General features: G+C 65.2%; 21 protein-coding genes. 19 read left to right on the forward strand and 2 right to left on the reverse strand.

Annotated elements, in window-relative coordinates; genetic code table 11:
• Positions 1-18: 18 nt before the first annotated feature.
• Positions 19-1,323 (reverse strand): FAD-binding protein, encoded by a 1,305-nt coding sequence (locus AOP73_RS04750; RefSeq protein ID WP_061963430.1) that lies wholly within the window; start codon positions 1,321-1,323, stop codon positions 19-21.
• Between the two features lie 222 nt (positions 1,324-1,545).
• Between AOP73_RS04750 and AOP73_RS04755 the strand changes: the two genes are divergently transcribed.
• The 19 genes from AOP73_RS04755 (at position 1,546) to AOP73_RS04845 (ending at position 22,320) form a co-directional block, all read left to right on the forward strand.
• The gene (locus tag AOP73_RS04755) at positions 1,546-2,823 is read left to right on the forward strand and encodes a geranylgeranyl reductase family protein (RefSeq protein ID WP_061963431.1); all 1,278 of its coding nucleotides are present in this window, start codon (positions 1,546-1,548) and stop codon (positions 2,821-2,823) included.
• Positions 2,824-2,877: 54 nt separating this feature from the next.
• The gene (locus AOP73_RS04760; protein WP_084626568.1) at positions 2,878-3,237 is read left to right on the forward strand and encodes an NADH-quinone oxidoreductase subunit A; all 360 of its coding nucleotides are present in this window, start codon (positions 2,878-2,880) and stop codon (positions 3,235-3,237) included.
• 3 nt (positions 3,238-3,240) lie between these two features.
• The gene (locus AOP73_RS04765; protein WP_061963432.1) at positions 3,241-3,792 is read left to right on the forward strand and encodes an NADH-quinone oxidoreductase subunit B; all 552 of its coding nucleotides are present in this window, start codon (positions 3,241-3,243) and stop codon (positions 3,790-3,792) included.
• Positions 3,789-4,565 carry an NADH-quinone oxidoreductase subunit C gene (locus AOP73_RS04770; protein ID WP_084626569.1) on the forward strand — a complete coding sequence of 259 codons (777 nt, stop codon included), beginning with the start codon at positions 3,789-3,791 and terminating at the stop codon, positions 4,563-4,565. Before AOP73_RS04765 ends, AOP73_RS04770 begins: the two co-directional genes overlap by 4 nt.
• A complete protein-coding gene (locus AOP73_RS04775) occupies positions 4,562-5,911 on the forward strand; it encodes an NADH-quinone oxidoreductase subunit D (protein ID WP_061963434.1) in 1,350 nt (449 codons plus the stop codon). The genes AOP73_RS04770 and AOP73_RS04775 overlap by 4 nt, the downstream gene beginning before the upstream one ends.
• Positions 5,908-6,564 (forward strand): NADH-quinone oxidoreductase subunit NuoE, encoded by a 657-nt coding sequence (nuoE, locus tag AOP73_RS04780; RefSeq protein WP_061963435.1) that lies wholly within the window; start codon positions 5,908-5,910, stop codon positions 6,562-6,564. The genes AOP73_RS04775 and nuoE overlap by 4 nt, the downstream gene beginning before the upstream one ends.
• Complete coding sequence (gene nuoF, locus AOP73_RS04785) at positions 6,561-7,895, forward strand: NADH-quinone oxidoreductase subunit NuoF (protein WP_061963436.1); 1,335 nt, start codon at positions 6,561-6,563, stop codon at positions 7,893-7,895. Before nuoE ends, nuoF begins: the two co-directional genes overlap by 4 nt.
• Complete coding sequence (locus AOP73_RS04790; RefSeq protein ID WP_061963437.1) at positions 7,892-10,378, forward strand: NADH-quinone oxidoreductase subunit G; 2,487 nt, start codon at positions 7,892-7,894, stop codon at positions 10,376-10,378. The genes nuoF and AOP73_RS04790 overlap by 4 nt, the downstream gene beginning before the upstream one ends.
• Positions 10,379-10,386: 8 nt before the next feature.
• On the forward strand, positions 10,387-11,736 hold the full coding sequence (gene nuoH, locus AOP73_RS04795; RefSeq protein WP_084626720.1) for an NADH-quinone oxidoreductase subunit NuoH: 1,350 nt from the start codon (positions 10,387-10,389) through the stop codon (positions 11,734-11,736).
• A complete protein-coding gene (gene nuoI / locus AOP73_RS04800) occupies positions 11,729-12,427 on the forward strand; it encodes an NADH-quinone oxidoreductase subunit NuoI (RefSeq protein ID WP_061963439.1) in 699 nt (232 codons plus the stop codon). Before nuoH ends, nuoI begins: the two co-directional genes overlap by 8 nt.
• A complete protein-coding gene (locus tag AOP73_RS04805) occupies positions 12,420-13,226 on the forward strand; it encodes an NADH-quinone oxidoreductase subunit J (RefSeq protein WP_061963440.1) in 807 nt (268 codons plus the stop codon). The genes nuoI and AOP73_RS04805 overlap by 8 nt, the downstream gene beginning before the upstream one ends.
• Positions 13,226-13,525 (forward strand): NADH-quinone oxidoreductase subunit NuoK, encoded by a 300-nt coding sequence (gene nuoK, locus AOP73_RS04810; RefSeq protein ID WP_061963441.1) that lies wholly within the window; start codon positions 13,226-13,228, stop codon positions 13,523-13,525. Before AOP73_RS04805 ends, nuoK begins: the two co-directional genes overlap by 1 nt.
• Before the next feature lie 2 nt (positions 13,526-13,527).
• Positions 13,528-15,408: an NADH-quinone oxidoreductase subunit L gene (gene nuoL, locus AOP73_RS04815; protein WP_061963443.1), complete on the forward strand. Its 1,881-nt coding sequence runs from the start codon at positions 13,528-13,530 to the stop codon at positions 15,406-15,408.
• Between the two features lie 3 nt (positions 15,409-15,411).
• A complete protein-coding gene (locus AOP73_RS04820; RefSeq protein ID WP_061963445.1) occupies positions 15,412-16,905 on the forward strand; it encodes an NADH-quinone oxidoreductase subunit M in 1,494 nt (497 codons plus the stop codon).
• Positions 16,902-18,482 (forward strand): NADH-quinone oxidoreductase subunit NuoN, encoded by a 1,581-nt coding sequence (nuoN, locus tag AOP73_RS04825; RefSeq protein ID WP_061963447.1) that lies wholly within the window; start codon positions 16,902-16,904, stop codon positions 18,480-18,482. The genes AOP73_RS04820 and nuoN overlap by 4 nt, the downstream gene beginning before the upstream one ends.
• Before the next feature lie 2 nt (positions 18,483-18,484).
• Positions 18,485-19,528: a polyprenyl synthetase family protein gene (locus AOP73_RS04830; protein WP_061963449.1), complete on the forward strand. Its 1,044-nt coding sequence runs from the start codon at positions 18,485-18,487 to the stop codon at positions 19,526-19,528.
• A gap of 54 nt (positions 19,529-19,582) precedes the next feature.
• Positions 19,583-20,602: an NAD-dependent epimerase/dehydratase family protein gene (locus AOP73_RS04835; protein WP_061963452.1), complete on the forward strand. Its 1,020-nt coding sequence runs from the start codon at positions 19,583-19,585 to the stop codon at positions 20,600-20,602.
• A gap of 111 nt (positions 20,603-20,713) precedes the next feature.
• Positions 20,714-21,256, forward strand: coding sequence for a sigma-70 family RNA polymerase sigma factor (locus AOP73_RS04840; RefSeq protein ID WP_061963454.1), 543 nt, complete (start codon positions 20,714-20,716; stop codon positions 21,254-21,256).
• On the forward strand, positions 21,253-22,320 hold the full coding sequence (locus tag AOP73_RS04845; RefSeq protein ID WP_061963456.1) for a hypothetical protein: 1,068 nt from the start codon (positions 21,253-21,255) through the stop codon (positions 22,318-22,320). The genes AOP73_RS04840 and AOP73_RS04845 overlap by 4 nt, the downstream gene beginning before the upstream one ends.
• Before the next feature lie 13 nt (positions 22,321-22,333).
• Here the strand turns inward: AOP73_RS04845 and rarD are convergent, their stop codons facing one another.
• On the reverse strand, positions 22,334-23,284 hold the full coding sequence (rarD, locus tag AOP73_RS04850; RefSeq protein WP_061963458.1) for an EamA family transporter RarD: 951 nt from the start codon (positions 23,282-23,284) through the stop codon (positions 22,334-22,336).
• Positions 23,285-23,346: the final 62 nt, after the last annotated feature.

Consider the following 23,346-nt stretch of genomic DNA (forward strand, 5'->3'; position numbering starts at 1 on the left):
CTACCCTAAGCCGCTGGGCTAGGGGGTCGTGTCCGCGATGGGGGAGAGAACGCGCGGTATCCGCAGGCCGAGGCGCTCGAGGTGATCGTTGGAGAACATCCCGGTGGGGTCGAGGCGTTCGAAGAGCTCGCGGGTCGCCCCCAACATCGGGGTGACGCGCTCGATGTCGGCGGCGTCAAACAGGTGCAGCTTGCCCCAATGTGGGCGAGCGGCGAAGGGCTCCAGCGCGTCCTCAATCAGTGGCAGCACCAGCTGCACCTGCGCCGGACTGTTGCGCCACGTGAAGTGGATCGCGAGGCTCTCGCGCTCGAACGCCCCGCTGAGCCACAACTCGTCTGAGGCGACGGTCCGCAGTTCCGTCACCAACAGGTGCGGGGCGATGGCCGAGGCGTGGGTCTGGACCGCAACCAGCGCATCGGCCGCACTGGCCAGCGGCACAAAGTACTCCGTCTGAATCTCATCACCGTTGCTGGGGGTGTTGTCGAGGCGGAAGTGCGGCAAGCGGTCTAGCCACCGACCCTCAACGCCGAGCTGCTCGGTGAGCGCTGCGGGGTCCCCTCCCACCAGGTTGGTGGGTCCGGTCAGCCGTGTCGCGCCAAGCCAGTCTGCGGGGACGAGCAGCGTGGTCGCGTCGAGCCGAGACTTCACCCACACCTGCTCGAGCGAGTACTCCGCCCATGTGGTGAACAGGCTCACGGAGTAGCCCGCGCCTACGACCGCATCGACGTCTGCCAGCAGCGTGTCCCACGGTAATCCCGTGTAGACGTCCTGGCGCATCGCGAAGCTGGGCTGAATGTCCAGCGTGATTCGCGTGAGTATTCCATAGGCGCCCAGGCCGACCACGAGCGCCTCGAAGTCCTGGTTGCCGCGGGCGACCGTGGCGACCTCACCGCTCGCATTGACGTACTCGAAGCCCGCGACGGCGGTCGCGAGGGAGCCGTTGGTGACGCCGGAGCCATGAGTGCCGGTGGCAACAGCGCCGGCCACGGAGATGTGGGGGAGCGAGCCCATGTTGTGCAGCGCGAAGCCCTGACTCTCAAGCCAGGTCGCGAGGTGGCCGTACGCGGCTCCCGCTCCAACCGTGACGGTCATGGTCGCCTCGTCGATGACCGCGTCGGGTGCGATCCCCGTGACGGTCACGAGCGTTCCCGAGGAGTCCGCGAGGTCCGTGAACGAGTGCCGGGTGCCGAGGGCGCGCACGCGGCCGCCGGAGGATGCCGCCCGGCGCACGACACCCTGCACCTCCGCGACGGTCGTGGCTGAGACGACCCCCGTCGCCGCGAACTGATGGGTTCCCGCCCAGGTGCCGCCGACGTCGCTCACTCATGCCTCCTCGTAGGCGCGCTGTCCGCGCACTGGGTCGCTCCACGAGAGTTCCCGCAGTGCGTTGAATCTCACACTACGGCGACACGGCAGCCACGGGCACCCTCAAAACATGCAAATTCCCTCCTATATATTTACGCGCGAATTTCGTTGCGTTATTTGCGCTGGTAATGACCAGGAGGATGTGCGCGGGCACCCGTTCACGGCGCGTACCCTAGACGCGTGAGAACTGAAGCCGATGTCATCGTGATAGGCGCGGGCCCTGGTGGCTCTGCCGCAGCGTATTACCTGGCACAAGAGGGTTTTGACGTGATCGCCCTCGAGAAGTCACGCTTCCCCCGCGAGAAGGTTTGCGGCGACGGACTCACGCCACGCGCCGTTCGTGAGCTGCAGATGATCGGTCTCGAGACCCCCCGCGAGGACGGCTGGATCCCCAGCAAGGGCCTGCGCATGGTGGGCGGTGGCCACCGTCTTGAGTTTCCGTGGCACGACCTCGAGTCCTTCCCCGACTACGGCCTGAGCCTGCCTCGTGCGGCCTTCGACCACAAGCTTGCCGAGCACGCGCGTGCCGGCGGTGCGGACGTGCGCGAGGGCTGGTTCGTGACTGGCTCCACTCGCGACGAGCGCTCGGGACGCGTCACCGGAGTGACGGCCAAGCAGACTGACGAGAAGGGCCGCAAGGTGGGTGACGAGGTCACCTACACCGCCCCACTGGTCATCGCCGCCGACGGTGTGAGTGCCCGCATCGCCTTGGGATTGGGAATCGAGCGCAAGCAGAACCGCCCCATCGGTGTGGCCGTCCGTACCTATTACGAGACCCCGCGCCACGCAGAGGAGTGGATGGAGGGCCACCTCGAAATCTGGGACGGTGAGCGCGGCAACTCCAAGCTCCTGCCAGGCTACGGCTGGATTTTCCCGCTAGGCGACGGCACTGCCAACGTGGGCCTGGGCACCCTGAGCGCCAAGGGCAAGCCCTCCAAGCTCGACCACCGCGCGCTCATGGCCGACTGGCTCGACCACTCCGCCGCGGACTGGGAGTTCGGCAACCAGATCGGCGACATCAAGGGCGCGGCGATCCCGATGGCCTTCAACCGCCAACCGCATTACGTCCCCGGCATGATGCTCGTGGGTGACTCCGGTGGCATGGTCAACCCGTTCAACGGCGAGGGGATTGCCTACGCGATGCAGGCCGCACGCCGCGCCACCGAGGCGGCCGTCGCCTCGCGCGCCGCGACTACGGACGATGCTGCCGAGGCCGCGTTGGCCTCGTACGCTCAAATGATGAAGGATGACTTGGGTGGGTACTACTCGCTCGGTCGGGTGTTCGCGAATCTTGTGGAACACCCGTCGGTGATGCGCATCTGCACCCGGTACGGGCTCGCGAGTCCGCTAGTGATGGAATTTACTTCTAGACTGCTAGCAGATGTCTATGAGCCGCGCGGGGGCAATTGGGCCGACAAATTGCTGTCAGCCCTGACTAAAGTTGCCCCGGCGGCTTAGACGCGTGTCCGAGAACAGTTTTGACCAAGGTGGACGTATGAAAGGAAGCGCGAAGTGAATCCCTACGTGCCGATCGTCGCGATGATTACCATCGCTGGTCTCATGGCCCTAGGTGGCGTCATCATCAGTTCGATGCTGGGGCCCAAGCGCTACAACTCGGCGAAGCTTGACCGCTACGAGTCCGGCCTGCAGCCCACCCCGGGCGCGGCCGGCGGTGGTCGCATCCCGATCAAGTACTACCTGGTCGCAATGACCTTCATTATTTTCGACATCGAAGTGGTGTTCCTCTACCCGTGGGCAGTGGCGCACCAAGCACTCGGCTGGTTTGGTCTGATCGCAATCATGACTTTCCTGTTCCTCATCACGATTCCGTTTGTGTATGAGTGGCGCCGCGGCGGATTTGAGTGGGAGTAAAAAATGGGACTTGAAGAAAACGCACCTCCGTTCATGCTCGGTGGAGTCGAGGATTTCCTTGGTTACATGCGAGCGGGTTCGCTGTGGCCAGCGACGTTCGGCCTCGCCTGCTGTGCCATCGAGATGATGGCCACGGGCACGCCCCGCTTCGACATCGCGCGGCTCGGCTCCGAGGTCTTCCGTGGGTCTCCGCGCCAGGCCGACATGATGCTGGTCGCCGGCCGTGTCTCCAACAAGATGGCACCGATTCTTCGCCAGGTCTATGACCAGATGGCCGAGCCCAAGTGGGTCATCGCGATGGGTGTCTGCTCATCCTCGGGTGGCATGTTCAATAACTACGCGATCGTGCAGGGCGTGGACCACGTGGTGCCCGTCGACATCTACCTGCCGGGCTGCCCGCCTCGCCCAGAGATGCTGCTCAATGCACTGGTCGAGCTTCAGAACCAGATTCGCAACACGCCCCTGGGCGCGAACCGCAAGGAGATGGCCGCCGCCGCGGAGCGCGCCGCCCTTGAGGCGACGCCCACGTCCGACATGAAGGGACTGCTCCGTTGAGCGACAAGGTCTCAAAGAAGGACGCGCCCAAGAAGTCTCCTGTCGAGACGGCCCCCAAGAAGACGGACATCGAGGAGAGCAATGTCGACATCTCCTCCGCAATTCCGGACCCCGAGGGTCGCGCTCCCATCACGCTGATCAACGTCCGCGAGGGCATGTTCTCCGGCGCAGGTGACACCTCTGGCTTCGGCGGCCTTACCCAGGCCGTGCAGATGCCTGGCAGTTCTGAGCGCCCCTATGGCGAGTGGTTCGACGGCGTCGTGGACATCCTCGAGGAACTGCTGGGGGACGATGCTGACGAGGCTTTCGAATACGTCGTGGTCGACCGCGGCGAGTTGACGATCTACGTAAACCGCGATCACCTGCTGACCGTCATGACGCACCTGCGGGACGACCAGGACCTGCGATTTGAGTTCTGTCTGGGAGTCTCCGGCGTGCACTATCCGGACGACACGGGCCGCGAACTCCACGCGGTGTACCCGATGCACTCCATCACGCACAACCGCCACGTCCGCATCGAGGTGGCCGTCGCCATCGACGACCCGCACATGCCGTCCATCACCAGCGTCTACCCGGCCAACAACTGGCATGAGCGCGAGACCTGGGACTTCTTCGGCATCATCTTTGACGGCCACCCGTCGCTCGCCCGCATCGAAATGCCCGACGACTGGGTGGGTCACCCCCAGCGTAAGGACTACCCGCTGGGCGGAATCCCCGTCGAGTACAAGGGCGCGACGATCCCATCACCCGACACGCGGAGGCAGTACCGATGAGCCCGCAGACTTTCAGCACCCACGCGACGGGCGCCTTCTCGGCCGACGAGGACGCACCCGAGTACACCGCGTACGGCCAGGACTGGTCGGACATCGCGGAAGAGGCCAAGCGTCTCGGCCAGCAGCGCATCGTCGTCAATATGGGCCCGCAGCACCCGTCCACCCACGGCGTTCTGCGCGTGATGCTCGAAATCGAAGGCGAGACGGTCACCGAGGCCCGTGCCGGCATCGGCTTCCTGCACACGGGCATCGAGAAGAACATGGAATTCCGCACCTGGACCCAGGGCGTGACGTTCTGTACTCGTATGGACTACGTCCAGTCGATGTTCCAGGAGGTCGTCTACTGCCTCGGGATCGAGAAGCTGCTCGGCATTACTGACGACATCCCCGAGCGCGCCAACGTGCTGCGCGTGCTCATGATGGAGCTCACTCGAATCGGCTCCCACCTGGTCGCCATCGGTACAGGCGGCAACGAGATGGGCGCCACCACGGTGATGACTACCGCGTTCATCGCGCGTGAGCAGACGTTCCGCGTGATCGAGATGATCACCGGCCTGCGCACCAACAACGCCTACATCCGTCCCGGCGGTGTTTCGCAGGACACACCCGAGGGCGCGGTTGACTACATCCGCGAGCTGATGCCCGACGTCAAGCAGCGCCTCGACGAACTCGCGGATCTGCAGCTCGAAAACCCCATCTTCAAGCTCCGCCTCAAGGGCATCGCAAATCTGAACCTGTCCTCCGCGATGGCGCTTGGCGTCACGGGCCCAATGCTGCGGTCGGCCGGTCTGCCGTACGACATGCGCAAGACCAACCCGTACTGCGGCTATGAGACCTACGACTTCCAGGTCCCCACGTCCACGGACGAGGACGCGTACTCGCGCGTCGTGCTCCGCATGGAGGAGTGCTACGAGTCGCTCAAGATCATTGAGCAGTGCTGCGACCGTCTGGACGCCATGGAGGGTCAGCCCGTCATGGTCGCCGACAAGAAGATCGCATGGCCCGCTCAGCTTGCGCTGGGTCCCGACGGCCAGGGCAACTCGCTCGACCACATCCAGCACATCATGGGTCAGTCCATGGAAGCGCTGATTCACCACTTCAAGCTGGTCACTGAGGGCTTCCCCGTGCCGGCCGGTCAGGTCTATCAGCAGATCGAGAGCCCTAAGGGCGTGCTCGGTGTGCACCTCGTGAGCGACGGCGGAACTAAGCCGTGGCGTGCCCACTTCCGCGACCCGGGCTTCAACCACCTGCAGGCGCTGTCGATTCTCTGCCAGGGTGGACAGGTGGCCGATGTGGTGGTCGCCATCGCGACTATGGACTTCGTGCTGGGAGGCGTAGACCGATGAGTTACGACGAGCAGACCCTTGAGGGCCTGACCAAGGATGCGGCCGAGATCATCGGCCGTTACCCCGTCAAGCGCTCCGCGCTCCTGCCACTACTGCACTTGGTGCAGTCGATCGATGGCTACGTCAGCCCCGACGGCATCGCGTTCTGCGCCGAGCAGGTGGAGTTGACCTCCGCCGAGGTCAGCGCGGTCGCCACGTTCTACACGCAGTACAAGCGCCGCCCCAACGGCGAGTACGCGGTGGGCGTGTGCACCAACACCCTGTGCGCCATCATGGGCGGCGACGAGATCTACCGTCAGGTATCCGAGCGCCTCGGCGTTGGCCACGACGAGACCACGGCTGACGGCAAGGTCACGCTGGAGCGACTCGAGTGCAACGCCGCTTGTGACTACGCGCCCGTGATGATGATCAACTGGGAGTTCTTTGACGACCAGACGCCGGAGAGCGCCCTCAAGGTTATCGACGACATTCTTGCTGGTAAGGCCGTGGTTCCCACCCGCGGCGCCAACACCGTCGCCAGCTTCAAGGAAACCTCGCGTGTCCTCGCCGGCTTCCAGGATGGTCGCGCGGACGAGGACCAGGGCATTGGCGAGCCGACGCTCGCGGGCCTCAAGGTCGCCAAGGACCAGGGTTGGAAGGAGGCGGGCAAGTGACCGATCTGACTCCCGTCCTGAGCGCCACGTGGGGCGCCGAGAACTCCTGGACCCTCGACACGTACACCAATCACGGTGGCTATGCAGGTCTGAAGAAGGCTCTCGCCATGGAGCCCACAGACATCGTCGCGGCGGTGAAGGACTCGGGCTTGCGCGGACGCGGAGGCGCAGGCTTCCCCACGGGAATGAAGTGGGGCTTCCTGCCCCCGGACGACGGCCTTCCGCGCTACCTCGTGGTCAACGCGGATGAGTCTGAGCCGGGCACGTGCAAGGACATTCCCACGATGCTGAGCGCACCGCACACCCTGATCGAGGGCGTGGCCATCACGTCCTTCGCCATCGGCTGCAACCACGCCTTTATCTACGTGCGCGGCGAGGTCGTTCACGTCTACCGCCGTCTCATGAAGGCGGTCGAGGAAGCCTACGCGGCCGGACATCTCGGCAAGAACATTCACGGCACGGGCTTCGACCTGGACGTCACGGTTCACGCCGGCGCCGGAGCGTACATCTGTGGCGAGGAGACCGCACTGCTCGACTCGCTCGAGGGCCGCCGCGGCCAGCCGCGCCTTAAGCCGCCGTTCCCCGCCGTCGCCGGTCTCTACGCGCGACCCACTGTGGTCAACAACGTGGAGTCCATCGCCTCGGTCCCGGCCATCATCGACCGTGGCGTGGACTGGTTCACGTCCATGGGCACCGAGCGTTCCAAGGGCATGGGCTTCTTCTCGCTGTCCGGCCACGTCAAGAACCCCGGTCAATATGAGGCGCCGCTTGGCATCACGCTGCGCGAGCTTCTCGAGATGGCCGGCGGCATGCGCGAGGGTCACGAACTCAAGTTCTGGACCCCCGGCGGATCCTCGACTCCCATCTTCACCGACGAGCACCTCGACACTCCGCTGGATTACGAATCCGTGGGTGCGGCAGGCTCCATGCTCGGTACGCGCGCCCTACAGATTTTCGACGAGACCACGTGCGTGGTGCGCGCCGTCACCCGCTGGACCGAGTTCTACAAGCATGAGTCCTGCGGTAAGTGCACCCCGTGCCGCGAGGGCACGTACTGGCTCGCGTTGATTCTGAAGCGCCTCGAGGCCGGTACCGGCACTGAGGCCGACATCCAGCAGTTGCTCGACACCTGCGACTCGATCCTGGGCCGCGCGTTCTGCGCCTTAGGCGACGGCGCCACGTCCTGCATCACGTCGTCAGTCAAGCTGTTCAAGGAAGAGTACGAGGCCCACGTCACCCAGGGTGGCTGCCCATTCGACCACTCCGCATCCGCGCTATTCGAGTACGCCGATGCGTCCGATGCGCCCGCTATCGAGGAGGCACACGCATGACCGCCACCGCGGACAAGGCCACCGCCACCCCCGTCGAGACCGTCACACTCACCATTGACGGCACCGAGGTCACCGTTCCCAAGAACACGCTGATCATTCGTGCCGCCGAGCAAGCGGGCATCGAGATTCCGCGCTTCTGCGACCACCCGGCGCTCAAGCCGGCCGGTGCGTGCCGCCAGTGCCTGGTCGATGTCGCCGCTCCCGACCGCGAAGGCAACGTACGGCCCTTCCCCAAGCCGCAGGCGTCGTGCACCATGACCGCCATGGACGGGATGATCGTCAATACGCAGCACACCTCCGAAGAGGCCGAGCGAGCCCAGAAGGGTGTGATGGAGCTCCTGCTCATCAACCACCCGCTGGACTGCCCCACCTGCGACAAGGGTGGCGAGTGCCCCCTGCAGAATCAGGCGCTCAGTGCCGGTCGACCAGAGTCCCGCTTTGTCGACACCAAGCGCGTCTTCGAGAAGCCGCTGCCGCTGTCGAGCGAGATTCTGCTCGACCGTGAGCGTTGCATCCTGTGCCAGCGCTGCACCCGCTTCTCGAAGGAAATCGCGGGCGACGCCTTCATCGACCTGCAGAACCGCGGCGCGATGCAGCAGATCGGTACGTTCGACGAGGACGTGCTGGGCTTCGATGGTTATGGCCCCGTGGGCGTCGCAGCCGAGGACGAGTCCGGCAAGGCGTTTAGTTCCTACTTCTCCGGCAACACCGTGCAGATCTGCCCCGTGGGGGCCCTGACCTCCGCTGCGTACCGCTTCCGCTCTCGGCCGTTCGACCTGGTCTCGAGCGCCAGCATCTCCGAGCACGATAGCTCGGGTAGTGCGATCCGCGTGGACCACCGCCACGGCACAGTGATGCGTCGCCTGGCCGACTTGGACCCAGTCGTCAACGAGGACTGGATCACGGACAAGGACCGCTTCGCGTTTAAGTGGCAGAACCTTGACGACCGCCTCACCAAGCCGCTGCTGCGCAACGATGAGGGTGAACTTGTCGAGGTGCCCTGGCCCGATGCTCTTGAGGCCGTCGCTGCCGGGCTCGCTCACGCGACCCGCGAGGAGGATTCGAAGGGCGCCGCTGTCCTTCCCGGCGGCCGCGTCACGCTTGAGGACGCCTACGCGTACGGAAAGTTTGCCCGCACGGTGCTCGGCACGAACGACGTCGACACCCGCAGCCGCATTGCGAGCGACGAGGAGCAGTCCTTCCTGGGTGCGCACGTGGCAGGTACCGGCATGGGCGTCACGTTTGCTGACCTCGAGAATGCCCCCAGCGTGCTGCTGGTGGGCTTCGAGGCAGAGGACGAGGGCGGCGTGGTGTTCCTGCGCATGTTCAAGTCCGTGGGCAAGCAGCAGGTCTTCACCGTGGCGCCGTTGGTCTCCCCTGGATCCGCGAAGCTGGGCGCGACCCTAGTTCCCGCCGTACCCGGTGCGGAGGGTGCGGCACTTGCCGGGCTCGACAAGGACACCGTAAAGGCACTCAGCGAAGATGGCGCCGTCATTATCGTCGGCGAGCGCGCGGCGGGCTCCGCCGGCGCACTCACCGAGGCTCTTAAGCTGTCCGAGAAGACTGGCGCCAGCATTGCGTGGATCCCGCGCCGTGCGGGCGAGCGCGGAGCTGTGGACGCGGGCGCGCTGCCCGGCCTGCTTCCTGGCGGCCGCGACGCCGGCTCCGCCAAGGCACGCGCCGAGGTCGCCGAGGTCTGGGGAGTCGACGACCTCCCGGGCGCACGTGGTCGCGACGCTGCTGCGATCCTGGTGGCCGCAGGAGCCAAGCGGCTCGACGCCCTCATCGTGGGTGGCGTGACGCCGTCTGACCTTACGGGCGACGCGCTCAAGGCGCTGGAGAACACCCCATTTGTGGTGAGCCTCGAGGTCCGCCGCTCCGAGGTGTCCGAGTATGCCGACGTGGTCCTGCCCGTCGCTCCTCCCACCGAGAAGTCCGGCACCTACGTGAACTGGGAAGGACGCCTGCGTGGGTTCGCCACGGCGATCCCCACCGACGCGATTCCGGACCACCGCGTGCTGTCGCTCATCGCTCGTGAAATGGGCGTCGACCTCGGCACCAACTCGCTGGCGGCGATCGCGAACGAGATCGCGGCGCTCGGCGCAACCGACGCATCGGCCCGTCCCAAGGCTCCCGCGGTCAAGCCAGCTGCCCAGAAGGCAGCCAAGAAGAAGGACCTCGTCCTCGCCTCGTGGCACCAGCTGGTCGACGAGGGGTCGCTGCAAGACGGCGAGCCCTACCTCGCCGGCACCGGCCGTACCGCAGTTGCGCGGGTCTCGCAGGCCACGGCCGATGCTCTGGGCGTCACCGACGGCATGGTCACCCTGATGGGTCGCTCGCGTCGTTCGCTCGAACTTCCCGTGCACGTGACCGACATGGTCGACGGCGTGGTCTGGGTCCCGTCCAAGTCTCCAGGGTCCTGGGTCGCGCGCGACCTCGGCCTCGAACCAGGTGACTCCATCACGGTAAAGGGTGGCGTGTGATGTCCGGCATGAATCTACTTCCCGCAGCGGTCGACTCGACGCTGGACCAGGACTCCCTGGCCGCCGACTCGATGTGGATCGTCATCATCAAGGCCGTGCTGATTCTGGTGTTCCTGCTGGTTTCCGTGCTGTTCGCGGTGTGGTTTGAGCGCCGTGTGATCGGTCGCCTCCAGGAACGCCCCGGCCCCAACGTGCACGGTCCCTTTGGACTGTTGCAGTCGGTCGCCGACGCCATGAAGCTGATGTTTAAGGAAGACATCACCGTGCGCGCCGCAGACAAGGTGCTGTACATCGCGGCGCCCATGATCTCCGTGTTCTCCGCGCTGCTGATCTTCTCGGTCATCCCCTTCGGGCCCGCCACACGCATCATCGGCACCGAGGAAGTCACCCCGCTACAACTCACGGACATCTCCGTGGGTGTGCTCTTCATCCTGGCGTGCGCGGCCATCGGCGTCTACGGCATCGTGCTGGGAGGCTGGGCTTCTGGCTCGACCTACCCGCTGATGGGCTCGATCCGCTCGACCGCACAGATCATCTCGTACGAACTGGCCATGGGCCTGTCGCTTGTCACGGTATTCATGCTCGCCGGCTCTATGTCCACCGCGGACATCGTGGATTCGCAGGCAGATCGCTGGTGGATCTGGCCGCTGCTTCCCGCGTTCATCCTGTATGTGATCTCCATGGTCGGCGAGACCAACCGTCTACCGTTCGACCTCCCCGAGGCCGAGGGTGAGCTGGTGGCCGGCTTCATGACCGAGTACTCGTCCATCAAGTTCGCGTGGTTCTTCCTCGCCGAGTACATGAACATGATCAACGTCTCCGCCGTCGCCTCGGTGCTGTTCATGGGCGGATGGCGCGCACCATGGGCGTCATCGTGGCCAGGAGCGGAGATGCTCAATTCGGGCATCTTCCCGCCCATCTGGCTGATCCTCAAGATCTGGCTGCTCATGTTCGTCTTCGTCTGGATCCGTGGCTCCGTCCTGCGTTTCCGTTACGACCAGTTCATGAAGATCGGCTGGAAGGTCCTCATTCCCGTGGGCCTTGGCTGGCTCGTCTTCTTCGCCGTGGGCCGCCAGGCGTTCAGCTCACTGGGCCGCGACCTCAACGTGTTCGATGCGTTGGCCGGTTTCATCGGCATCCTGATCGTCATTGCGGTGTGGAGCTTTGTGAGCGACGCACGCAAGAACCAGGAGAACGAGGAACTGGCCGGACGCGAGACCGAGCCGGAAACGCTTGACGCGTTCGCCGGCGGCTACCCGGTCCCGCCGCTCCCGCACCAGTCACTACCGCCTTCACCGCGTTCCGGCCGTACGGTCGACGCGCACACCGCCACGCAAGAGGAGGACGCCGATGCCTAAATCAGACGACGTCTGGGAAGTGAACCGCGAACGCGACGGGCAGACCAAGCCTTTCGAGTCGAACCTACCCAAGAAGGGCGCGATCGGTCAGACGTTCGCTCCCGTAGCGGGATTCGGCGTCACCCTGCGCAACTTCTTCCGACCCACGGTCACGGAGCAGTACCCGCGCGTGAAGACGCCGCCCATGCCGCGCTACCACGGGCGCCACCAGCTGAACCGGCACCCCGACGGTCTCGAAAAGTGCATCGGCTGCGAGCTGTGCGCGTGGGCCTGCCCCGCGGACGCGATCTACGTCGAAGGTGACTCGAACACCCCCGACAACCAGGTCAGCCCCGGCGAGCGTTACGGCCGCGTCTACCAGATCAACTACTTGCGCTGCATCTTCTGCGGGCTGTGCATTGAGGCGTGCCCCACCCGCGCGCTGACCATGACCAACGAGTACGAGCTCGCCGGTCCCACGCGTGAAGGTCTCATCTACGAGAAGCAGGACCTGCTCGCGCCGATGGGCAAGAACATGCTCGCCGCGCCGCACCCCATGGTGCCGGGCACCACGGACGACAACTACTACCGCCAAGAAGTCACCGAGCCCGTCGAGGAGCAGGTCGACTGGGTGCGCGAGCACCGTCCCGAAGACCCGACGCTGCCGGAGAACGTCAAGGCTGCTGCTGCATCGGAGGGCGGCCGTGATTAATCCGTTCCTCTTTTGGGTAGTCGCGCTGCTGACGGTACCGCCCGCACTGTCGCTGCTGTTCGCCAAGAAGGCCGTGCACATCGCGATGTCGATCGTGCTCGTGATGGTCGGACTCGCCACCGCGTATGTGGGTCTTGACGCCCCCTTCCTCGGCGTGGTCCAGATCGTTGTCTACACCGGCGCCGTGATGATGCTGTTCGTGTTCGTCCTGATGTTGGTCGGCGTCGACCAGCGCGAGGACCTGAAGGAAAGCATCAAGGGGCAGCGCTGGATCGCGCTGTTTGCCGCCGGCGGCCTCGGCATCTTCCTCATCTCAATCATTGCCCGTGTGACGCTACCGGTGTCGTCCTCCCCCGTGAGTGGCGACCCCGACGTGATTGCCGGGGTGCTGTTCTCCAAGTACGTGCTCGTGATGGAAGTGCTGGGCGCGCTGCTCATCACCGCCGCCATCGGCGCGCTGGTGATGACGCACATGCCGCAACTGCGCCCGCGTCACACGCAGAAGGAAATCTCCGCCTCGCGAGTCAAGGTCGGAGCCGACCCAGTCAACCGCCCCATGCCCGGCTACTACGCCCGTCACAACGCGCTGGACATTCCGGCGCTCGACCCTCAGGGCAACCCGATTCCCGACTCCGTGTCGCGCGTGCTTGAGGTGCGTGACCAGACCCAGGATGGTGCCGAGTTCCGTGCTCAGCTCGAGGACGCTGCCGGGTCCTCGCTCCCCACCCCACCTGCGTCCGCGCCTGACTCCGTCGTCGATACGAGTAAGCCAGATAGTTCCGAAGGGAAGGGCGAGTAATGGATCCCATTAACTTCGTGTACCTCGCGGCCATTCTGTTCGCGATCGGTTCCGCTGCCGTGCTGACCCGCCGCAACGCGATCGTGGCGTTCATGGGCGTGGAGCTCATGCTGAACGCCGCGAACCTCGCGCTCGTGTCCTTCTCCCGCATCCACGGCGAGGTCGATGGCCAGGTCATGGCGTTCTTCGTCATGGTGGTTGCCGCCGCCGAGGTCGTGGTTGGTCTAGCGATCATCATTGCCGTCTTCCGTACCCGCCAGAGCATCTCGCTCGACGAGCCCGCAGAACTGAGGGGTTAAGCATGCTGGACTTGTCCTGGCTCTTGATTGCCGTGCCGCTAGCGAGCGCATTCGTGTTGCTGCTGGCCGGCAAGCGAGCCAACTCTTGGGGCCACTGGATGGGCGTCGCTGCATCGGCATCGGCGTTCCTCGTGGGCCTCATCGCCTTCCTCCAGATGATCGGCCGCCCTGCGGACGACCGCGCCATCAACGTGCATCTGTTCGAGTGGATCCCGGGCGGTGAGATGCACCTCGACGCGGGGTTGCTCGTCGACCCGCTGTCGCTGACCTTCGTGCTGCTGATCACGTTTGTCGGCACGCTGATTCACATCTACTCCGTGGCCTACATGGAGGACGATGCGAATCGCCGCATCTTCTTCGCGTATCTCAACCTGTTCGTCGCGGCGATGCTGCTACTCGTGCTCGCGGACTCCTTCCTGCTGCTCTTCGTGGGTTGGGAGGGCGTCGGTTTGGCGTCGTACCTGCTCATCGGATTCTGGAATTTCAAGCCCGAATACGCGACCGCCGCCAAGAAGGCCTTTGTGGTCAACCGCATCGGTGACATCGGCCTGATCATCGCGATGGGCCTGATGTTCGCCGCGTTTGGCAACCTCGACTTCGATACCGTCTTTGGTGGCGTGAGTGGTGCCTCCGAGGCCACCCTGACCGGCATCGGCCTGATGCTGCTCCTCGCTGCCTGCGGTAAGTCTGCGCAGTTCCCACTGCAGTCCTGGCTGGGCGACGCGATGGCCGGCCCCACGCCGGTATCCGCGCTTATCCACGCCGCGACGATGGTGACTGCGGGTGTCTATCTGATCGTTCGTTCCGCGGCTATCTTCAACGGCGCGCCCGATGCCCGAGTGGTGGTCGCCTGTGTCGGTGCCTTCACGCTCATCCTGGGTGCCGTGATCGGCATGGCCAAGGACGACATCAAGAAGGCACTTGCCGCGTCCACCATGTCGCAGATCGGTTACATGATGCTCGCCGCGGGCCTCGGTCCCATCGGCTACGCCTTCGCTATCTTCCACCTGGTCACGCACGGCTTCTTCAAGGCCGGCATGTTCCTCGGTGCGGGCTCGGTCATGCATGGCATGAACGACCGCGTCAACATGCGCCGTTTTGGTGCGCTGCGCGCCGCCATGGTCGTGACCTGGGTGACGTTCGGCTTTGGCTGGCTCGCCATCCTGGGCATCCCGCCATTCTCCGGATACTTCTCCAAGGACAAGATCATCGAGGCCGCATTCGTGGGCGAGGGATGGCAGCCCTGGGTGTTCGGATTCTCGGCACTCATCGGCGCTGGCCTGACCGCGTTCTACATGTCGCGCCTGTTCTTCATGACGTTCCACGGCAAGGCCCGCTGGGAGGACGACCAGCACCCGCATGAGTCCAAGCTCATGATGACCGTGCCGATGATCATCCTCGCCGTCGGCTCAGCGTTCCTGGGTGTCATTCTGGCGTCGGGCGACCGCTTCGTGGACTGGCTCGAGCCCGTCACCGGCCATGCCGAGCACGGCGAGCCTGTGCTACCGGTGACCGGATTGATTGGTTCCACGCTGTTCCTCGTCGCCATTGGCGTCTTCGTGGCGTGGCGCAAGTACGGTGCCGCGGATGTCCCGATCGAGCCGCCTCCTGCGTCGCTCATCACCATTGCTGCGCGCAACGACATGTTCCAGGACTCGGTCAACCGCGCTGTGTTCCAGCGTCCGGGGCAGCACCTCACTCGCACGCTCGTCTACGCCGATGCCGCAGTGGTCGACGGCGCCGCCAACGGCACCGCCGCAGGCATTGCTAAGACCGGTGAGGTCACGCGCAAGATGCAGACAGGCCAGGTTCGCGGCTACGCCGCGACCATGCTGGTCGGCCTCGTCATACTTGTCATCATTGTGGTCCAGGGAGGTCTCTAAACCATGTTTCCGTTCCTGACCGTACTTATCGCCCTGCCCGCCGTTGGTGCGGCGGTGCTCTGGGCTTTGCCAGCATCGGCCCGTGGCCGTGTGCGCGAAATCGCGATCGGTTTCACGGCCGTCGAGTTGATCCTCGCCGCGGTGATGTTCCTGCAATTCGACCGCGACGCGGCCGGCACGTTCCAGTTCGCTGAGACGCACAGCTGGATCCCGCAAATCGGCACGTCGTGGGCGCTGGGCGTCAACGGCATCGGCCTGTCCATGGTGATCCTCGCCGTGATCCTTACGCCGCTGGCCATCCTGGCCGGCTGGCGCGAGGACCGCGACGTCAAGAAGCGCACTAACTACCTTGCACTGATTCTGCTCAGCCAGGCATTCATGGTGGGTATCTTCGTTGCACGTGACGTCTTCCTGTTCTACGTCATGTTCGAGGCGATGCTGATCCCGCTGTACTTCCTGATCGGCATGTTCGGCGGACTTCAGCGCCGCTATGCCGCCGTGAAGTTCCTGATCTTCTCGCTGGTCGGCGGGCTCATCATGCTCGTGGGCGTCATCGCCCTGTACTTCCAGGGACCAGGAGGCCCGCAAGGCTTCCTGACGGACAACCTCACCGGAATCGACTTCTCGACCACCACCGAGCGGCTGATCTTCCTCGCGTTCTTCCTGGCCTTCGCCATCAAGGCGCCGATGTTCCCGGTCCACACGTGGCTGCCCGATGTTGCGGAGACCGCTCGCGTCGGCACCACGGCGCTGCTGGTCGCGGTCCTGGACAAGATCGGTACGTTCGGCATGCTCACGCTGTGCCTGGTGCTGTTCCCCGATGCGGCCCGCTGGGCCGCGCCCGTGATCATCGTGTTCGCGGTGATCTCGGTGCTGTACGGCGCCCTGCTCGCCATCGGCCAGGAGAACATGCTCCGCCTTGTGTCCTTCACCTCGATCAGCCACTTCGGCATCATGGTGCTCGGCATCTTCGCGTTCCAGCAGACGTCCATCGAGGGCGCCGCGCTGTACATGTTCAACCACGGGCTCTCCACCGGAGCGCTGTTCTTCGTGGTCGGTTTCCTGATCGCGCGTCGAGGCTCCGCAAACATCAGCGACTTCGGCGGATTGCAGAAGGTAGTGCCCGTTCTCGCGGGCACGTTCCTCATCATCGGTATGAGCGCGCTCGCCCTGCCGGGCCTGTCGCCGTTCATCTCGGAGATCATGGTGCTCGTCGGAGCGTGGGGGGCCGTTCCGGTCGCCGTCGCGTTCGCAACCGTTGGCGTGGTGCTCGCCGCCGTCTACATCCTGTGGATGTACCAGCGCGTGTTCACCGGCCCCACGGCCAAGGGCCTCAAGAAGACTCGCGAGCTCACGCTGCGCGAACGCCTGGTGGCCTGGCCCCTCATTGGTCTGATGCTGCTCCTTGGATTCTTCCCGGCGATCGCCATCAACTACCTGCGGGAGCCCGCCCAAGACATTGTGTCCATCGTGAGTGTTGAGGAGGCTGGTTCATGACCTTCGTGACCCCCACCATCGAATGGGCGCCGCTCATTCCCATGATGATCGTGCTCGGCGCGGCCGCCCTGGGCGTGCTGCTCGAGGCGATCATCCGCAACCCCGCGACCCGTCGCGTGGTGCAGTTCGTCCTGTCGATCGCCGCGCTGCTCGTCGCTGCCGGTGCTGCCGTCCTGCAGTGGGCGACGCTCGAAGGCGCCGGCACCATCGTGATGAACGGCATGATCACGGTCGACCGGCAGTCGCTGTTGTGGCAGATCATCATCCTGCTGTTCGGGATCTTTGGTGCGATGCTCTTCGCGAGCCGCACCTCCGCGGGCGAGTCCGCCTTCACCCCCCTCGGCGCCTCGGTGCCCGGGTCGCAGGACGAGACCATCGCGCGCCGCAAGGGCTTCGAACTGACCGAGGTCTTCCCGCTCGCGTTGTTCGCGGTGGGCGGCATGATGCTGTTTACCTCGGTGACCGACTTCATCTTCCTGTTCGTCGCGCTCGAGGTCTTCTCGCTGCCGCTGTACATCATGGTCGCGGTGTCACGTCGCCGCCGGCTGCTGTCACACGAGGCCTCGCTGAAGTACTTCCTGCTGGGCGCGTTCTCCTCGGCGTTCTACCTGTTCGGTGCGGCGCTGCTCTACGGCGCGACCGGTCAGTCGTCCTACGAGGGTGTCGCGCTCGTGGTTCAGCAGACCGCTAGCACTGACCCGCTGCTGCTGACCGGTGCCGTCATGGTGATCGTCGGCCTGCTCTTCAAGCTCGGCGCCGTGCCGTTCCACTCGTGGACTCCGGATGCCTATCAGGGTGCCCCCACCCCGGTGACGGCATTCATGGCCGCTGCGACTAAGGCTGCCGCCGCGGCCGCCTTACTGCGCATCGTCTACACGACGTTCTACACACTCGGCTGGGAGCTGTCGTGGCTGTTCTGGGCCGTCGCGATCGCGTCCATGGTGCTCGGAACCGTCGTGGCCCTGGTCCAGACGGACATCAAGCGCATGCTCGCTTATTCGTCCATCGCGCACGCGGGGTTCATCCTGGTGGCGTTCGGAGGATTCTCATCGCAGGCCCTTAGCGCGCTGCCGGTGTACCTGGTCACCTACGGTGTCGCCACCATCGGCGCCTTCGCGGTGGTCACTCAGGTGCGCGAGCGCACCGAGGACGGCTCGATTGGCGGCGAGGCCACCAGGCTCGGCCAGTGGGCTGGACTTGGCAAGCGTTCACCGCTCCTCGCCGGAGCGATGGCGCTGTTTCTGCTGTCCTTCGCCGGAATTCCGTTGACCGCTGGCTTCATCGGTAAGTTCCAGGCGTTCAGCGCGGCCATTGATGGCGGGGCGTGGGTGCTCGTGTTGATCGCGGTGCTCGCCTCGGCGGCATCGGTGTTCTTCTACGTGCGTCTGATCATTCTGATGTTCTTCACCGACGTGCCCGAGGGCGCTGAGGAAGCCGTCGAGGTCGACCACTCGCCGCTCGCGCGCGCAGTCGTGGTGCTCACCATGATCCTCGTGTTGGTGCTGGGTATTGTGCCGGGCTGGTTCCTGGACGCGGCTAACAACGCGGCTGTCCTGCTGATCGGCGTAGCCGGTTAAGCATGGCCCTTCCGATCGGTAACACTGCGCTCGACGCCGTCATCCAGCCCCGGCTGGAGATCGTCGAGGAACGGCTGCGTGACGCCGTCACGCAGTCCGACGCGCTGGCCGATGCCACCAGCCGTCATCTGGTCAACGCCGGCGGCAAGCGACTACGTCCGATGCTCGCGCTGCTGACCGCGCAGCTGGGCGACGGTACGCGACCCGAGGTGGTCGAGTCCGCAGTCGTGTGCGAGCTCACCCACCTGGCGACGCTGTACCACGATGACGTCATGGACTCCGCGCCCACGCGTCGCGGCGCGCCCGCGGCGCACGAGGTGTGGGGCAACTCGGTCGCGATCCTGACCGGTGATCTGCTGTTTGCCCGGGCCTCTCGCGTGGTTGCCGGACTAGGACCGGAAGCCGTGCGCATTCAGGCCGCGACCTTCGAGCGCCTGTGTATCGGTCAACTTCACGAGACGGTAGGACCTGTCGAGGGCGAAGACCCCACCGCCCATTACATTCAGGTGCTTGCGGACAAGACGGGCTCGCTGATCGCTACCTCGGCACGCTTTGGTGCGATGTTCGCGGGCTGTGAGCCCTCCATCGTCCAGCAGGTGACGAACTACGGAGAGCTCGCAGGCATCGCCTTCCAGCTCGCGGATGACGTGATCGACGTGCGTTCCAGTGCGGAGGCCACCGGCAAGACTCCGGGCACGGACCTGCGCGAGCAGGTGCCGACCATGCCCGTACTGTTGCTTCGCGCACGCATCGCCACGGAGGCCGATGCCCCCGCTGAACCCGGTGGCGAACGCGTGCCGCTCGACGCCGCGGTAGTAGCTGCCGACCGCGCTCTGCTCGCGAAGATTGACGGCGACCTCACCGCTGATTCAGCACTCGAAGAGGTAGTCGCGGAACTCGCCGTGCACCCCGTGGTCGACCAGACCGCGGTGCTCGCACGTCGGTGGAGCGCGCAAGCCATCGAGTCGATCGCGAACCTCCCCGAGGGTGACGTCAAGAACGCACTGACCGCCTTCGCCGAGGCACTGGTGGCTCGCGCCGCCTAGCCCCGCGGTTGCGCGGGGGTCCGTGCCGGCGAGAAGTCGGTGTTGAATGGGGACATGGCAAACATCCTCATTCTTGGCGGCACCCAGTGGCTGGGCCGCACCCTCGCAGAACTCGCCCTCGCCCGAGGAGACTCGGTGACGTGCCTCGCGCGAGGGGAGTCTGGCACGGTCCCGGAGGGGGTCGAGTTCATCAGGTCGGACAGGCGTTCGGTGATCGCGTACCGCGACGTGCAGGATCGCGACTGGGACGCGGTCATCGAGGTGAGCTGGCAGCCTGCCTGGGTGGAGGCCGCGGCGAAGGCCATCGGGGAGCGGGCAACGCACTGGACCTACGTCTCATCGATCGCCGTGTATGCGGCTGGGATGGAGCCAGGCGCGGATGAGTCGGCACCGCTACGGCCGCGGCTCCCCAGTGGCTCGCATGCGGACATGAAGGTGTACGGCGAGGCAAAGGTGAGCAGCGAGCGGGTGACCCGCGACATCGTGGGCGACAAGCTCTTTGCCCCTCGTCCGGGCATCCTCGCTGGACCCGGCGACCCGACGGATCGCGTCAGCTACTGGCCCGCGCGTTTCCACACCGCGGGCGCAGAACCGGTGCTGGTCCCCGACACCCCAGACGTGAACGTCCGAGCGCTGGACGTGCGCGACCTCAGCCACTGGATTCTGGACTCAATCGTTGCTGGCACCACCGGACCAATCAATGCGGTCGGGGAGGACATCTCGTTTGAGGACTTCATCGCTCTCGCTCGCAGCGTGGGCGGGCACACAGGCGACGTGGTCGCGGCGACTTCACAGTGGCTCATTCACCAAGGCGTGCAGCCGAACAGCGGCCCGCGATCGCTGCCCTGGTGGCTGCCCGAAGAGGGCCTGGGTGCAGCCAAGCAGTCGTCCACCGGCCGCACGCACCTCTCCGGACAGGGAGCGATCGACGCGGGCATGACCCGTCGCCGGTTGCGCGAGACCTTAGAGGACTGCCTCGAGGATGAGCGGGTCCGCGGCTTCGACCGCGACCGCGAGGCGGGTCTCACTCGTGGCGAGGAGTCCTTCCTGATCGAGCGCTGGACCACCCGCTAAGAATGGCACCACAACCCTTTGGTGGCCGACTCCGTTTGGAAGAGTAAGAACACCACAGCGGGAGCTGCCGGCACACGTGCCGAATGTCACCCGTGCGACACAAGGGGAGACATGGCGAACTGGCAGCCACTGGTGGACGAGTTGATCCGCGACCGCGGACCGCAGCTCGTCGCGTACGGCGCGATGCTAGTGGGCCGCGACGGCGACGCCGAGGACCTAGTCCACGACGCCATCGTCAAGACGTTCTCCAAGCGCCGCAGCATCGGCTCGTTGAACGAGGCGCACGCCTACGTGCGCAAGGCGATGCCGAGCATCGTGATCGACCGCACCAGGTCCGCCGCCGCGCGTCGCCGGGCAATGAACCGTTCCTACGAGCGCCCGCAAGAGATCTCGGACCTAGACGCGGGCGTGGACCTGCGTCGGGCGCTCAGGACCCTCGCCCCGCGCGAGCAGGTGTGCGTGGTGCTCAGGTACTTCGACGACCTCACGGTCACGCAGGTCGCCGCGCAGTTGGGACTCGCTGACGGCACTGTCAAGCGCTACCTCGCCAACGCCAGGGTTCACCTGGCGCAAGAACTCGACATTACCGAGGACTGGGACGACTCGCGCGAGCGGGCCGACGTGGTCGCCGTGCACGGAGGGAAGAAGTCATGACGCAGATACAGGACATGTTTAACGAGGGCTTCCGGAGCCACGCCGATGCCGTGGCGAGATCCGGTGGCCTGGGAAGGGATTTCGAGCGAGGGGCCGTGAAGTCCATCCGCCGCCGTCGCACCACGCGGGCGGTGGGTACCGGGGCCGGCTCGGCGCTGGCGATTGGTGCTGTAGGGGCCGCGGTGTGGGCGGTCCCGGGTGGACGGAACGCTCCCGTCGCGCCGGCTGGTGCCGATGCCTGCGAGATCAATCCGTATCTGCCACCGAACCTGGACTCGATTGCTAGTCCGTACGGCCTCTTTAGGGTCTACGTCGACCTGCGCCCCGAGATCCAGGACAAGAAGGTCGTCGTGGTCTATCCCGATGGCAAGTACCTGGACGTCCCCGCAAATGACGATGGTGCGTACATCCTCGACTACGACGGTCGAGAATACGAGGTGGCGAACCAGGCCCCCCGGTTCTCCAATGAATTTGACTACGCGATGGTGATGGATTGGCAGTCAGACGGGACTGCCGGCGGTGATATCTGGGATGGAGTCAATCCATACCTAGTCGGCTACGGCTGGACCACTGTCGTGACGGATCCAGTGCCTGACGGTATCGACGTCGACGCACTGTCATCGACATTCGACATCACCATCAACGGGGGCGGCACAGGCTATTGGGAGGGTGCGGTTCCGGAAGGGGCTGTCACTGATGTGATGGTGACGTCTGAAGGTGGGGTCGAGACCACTCGGCTTCACGAAGGCGACCCGGGTCCGTCGCTCGAGGAAGTGGTCGGAGCCACGCGTGTGGAGATGAGGGTAAGCGGGCTCCCTGGCGGCGAGACGTTCTCGATCGTGTCCACCTTCGACCCGAACGACATCCCGGAGCCGACGTGCCTGCCAGGAGCGGCCGATCCGACGTCGATCCCCGAGCCGACCGCATCGCTGTGGGGTGGAGTGCCGCCTTCGATGGCTCCCGACCAGCCCGGAGACGCGGTGGGCGATGCCGACCCGTCGCAGGTACCGACGCCGGGTTCTGGCTCATCGCCGGACCCAGGCATCAGCTCATCCACCGACTAGTTGGCGCAGGCGGCTAAAGCGGCTCGGCGACCGCGCCCACGGGGGCGGTCTTGGGGATCTTCCTGCGTGACTGCGAGCGGAAGCCGTCCACGGTCAGCACGATCAGTGCGACCCAGATCAGGGCGAAACCGGCCCAGCGGCTGGGCGGCATCGGCTCGTTGAAGTGCCACACGGCCAGGATGAACATCATGGTGGGCGCGATGTACTGCAGCAACCCCGTCACGTAGAGGGGCTGCCGACGTGCGCCAGCCGCGAACAGAATGAGCGCTCCGGCGGTGAAGAGTCCCGTGGAAACCATCAGCAGGTCGTGGCTGAGGCCAAGTCCCTCGGCGCCGCGCTGGCCAAAGGTGAGTCCATCGTTGGCCGCCATGATCCACAGGCCAATGACGGCGACGGGGAACAGCACCATCGTCTCGACTGTCAGGCCGGTGACTGCGTCGACCTCCGCTCCCACGCGCTTCTTGATCAGCCCGTAGATGCCGAACGAGGTCGCGAGCGCTAGTGAGATCCAGGGGAACTCGCCCAGGCCCACGCCGATCACGATCACCGCGAGCAGGCCGATCGCGATGGCGACCATCTGCAGGCGGCGCAGCCTCTCGCCCAGCACGATCACGCCGAGTGCCACGGTGAACAGTGGGTTGATGTAGTAGCCGAGTGATGCCGAGTTCACGTGGTCACTCACGATCGCGTAAACGTAGAGCAACCAGTTGACGGCGACGAACCCGCCGGCAGCGGCGAGGGTGAGAACTACCCTACGGTTGCTCAGCGCAACGCGCAGTTGCCTCCAGGAGCGCATGAAGGCCACAAAAATGAGGCAGACCACGAGTGACCAGACCGCGCGGTTCGCAGTGATCTCGAGCGCGCTCGCGGGCTTGAGCGCCGCCATGAGAAGTGGGAATAGACCCCACATGAGGTACGCGCCGGCGCCGTAGAGCAGTCCGGGCTTGTCGAGGCGTTCGTTCACCTTGTCAGTCTCCCACCCCTGCTAGCCAACCGGACCCCAAAACAAGGTGCCAGTGCCGGGAG

This window comes from Demequina aurantiaca, assembly GCF_000975135.1.
In the GTDB taxonomy this organism is placed as follows: domain Bacteria; phylum Actinomycetota; class Actinomycetes; order Actinomycetales; family Demequinaceae; genus Demequina; species Demequina aurantiaca.